At 62.1% G+C, this 789-nt stretch carries 1 protein-coding gene and 1 pseudogene; both read left to right on the forward strand.

Features of this window, described 5'->3' with window-relative positions; all coding sequences use genetic code 11:
• Window positions 1-257 (forward strand): annotated as a pseudogene (locus ACI3K3_RS25700) (DUF4136 domain-containing protein); the annotation flags it as partial.
• A 181-nt stretch (window positions 258-438) separates the two neighbouring features.
• A complete protein-coding gene (locus ACI3K3_RS25705; protein WP_404918949.1) occupies window positions 439-597 on the forward strand; it encodes a hypothetical protein in 159 nt (52 codons plus the stop codon).
• The last annotated feature ends 192 nt before the right edge of the window (window positions 598-789 follow it).

Raw genomic sequence — 789 nt, forward strand, 5'->3', positions numbered from 1 at the left:
GTCCCTGGCGCTATGGCTGGTACGATCCCTTCTTCGACGGCGGCGTGGATTCCTACACCGTCTTCACCAGCGGCATCACGCTGAAGATCGACCGCGCTGCCGACAACCTGCGCCTCTTCGAAGGCAAGGCCGAAGCCGTTTCCACCTCGAACCGCTTGCAGTATCTTGTCCCCAACCTGATCGAATCGATGTTCACGAATTTCCCGGGGAACTCGGGCGAGACCATGCGCATTACGGTGGCGCCTGAAAAGAAATGAAACTTGAGCAAATAAGCTGACTGGCTCCCCTGCGAAGAGGGAGACACCGAGGGACGGGTCCGCCGAAACATGCGGGCCCGTCCTTTCTTTTTGCCGTTCCGGCCCGTATCGCCGCGCTTCCGGTTGACCGTCGCCAGCCGTTTGGGAATGCTTGCCTTAGATGAACACGTTCATGGCCATCATGTCGCAGCTCTTCTGGGGCGTGACCGTGGGCGCGCTTTCCGCGGCTTTCTCGGCGCTGGCCAAAGGGCTGGCGGCGATCGTCGGAATCGGCGGCGTGGGCTGGTATTCGCTCAAGCGGCGGCGCGACAAGCGCGCGCGAATCGAGCGGAAGGATTGAAGGGAAGAAGCAGGGGAGCTTAGCCCCCCTGCACCCCCGAAACTGTCGATGTCACGCGGACCGACAGCCTCATGCGCCCATGCCCGCGTCGGAAGACATATTGGCTGCGCCGCAGGGAGCGCACTACACCTAGGTAGCGCGCACGGCCGACATTCCGAGGGTCTGGGGGATCATCCCCCAGGACTTCCTTTT

The organism is Novosphingobium sp. ZW T3_23 (assembly GCF_044987305.1).
In the GTDB taxonomy this organism is placed as follows: domain Bacteria; phylum Pseudomonadota; class Alphaproteobacteria; order Sphingomonadales; family Sphingomonadaceae; genus Novosphingobium.

Excerpts from the sequence above, each read along its gene's own strand:
- ACI3K3_RS25705 (WP_404918949.1), top strand. The coding sequence starts at position 439 with ATGTCGCAGCTCTTCTGGGGCGTGACCGTGGGCGCGCTTTCCGCGGCT.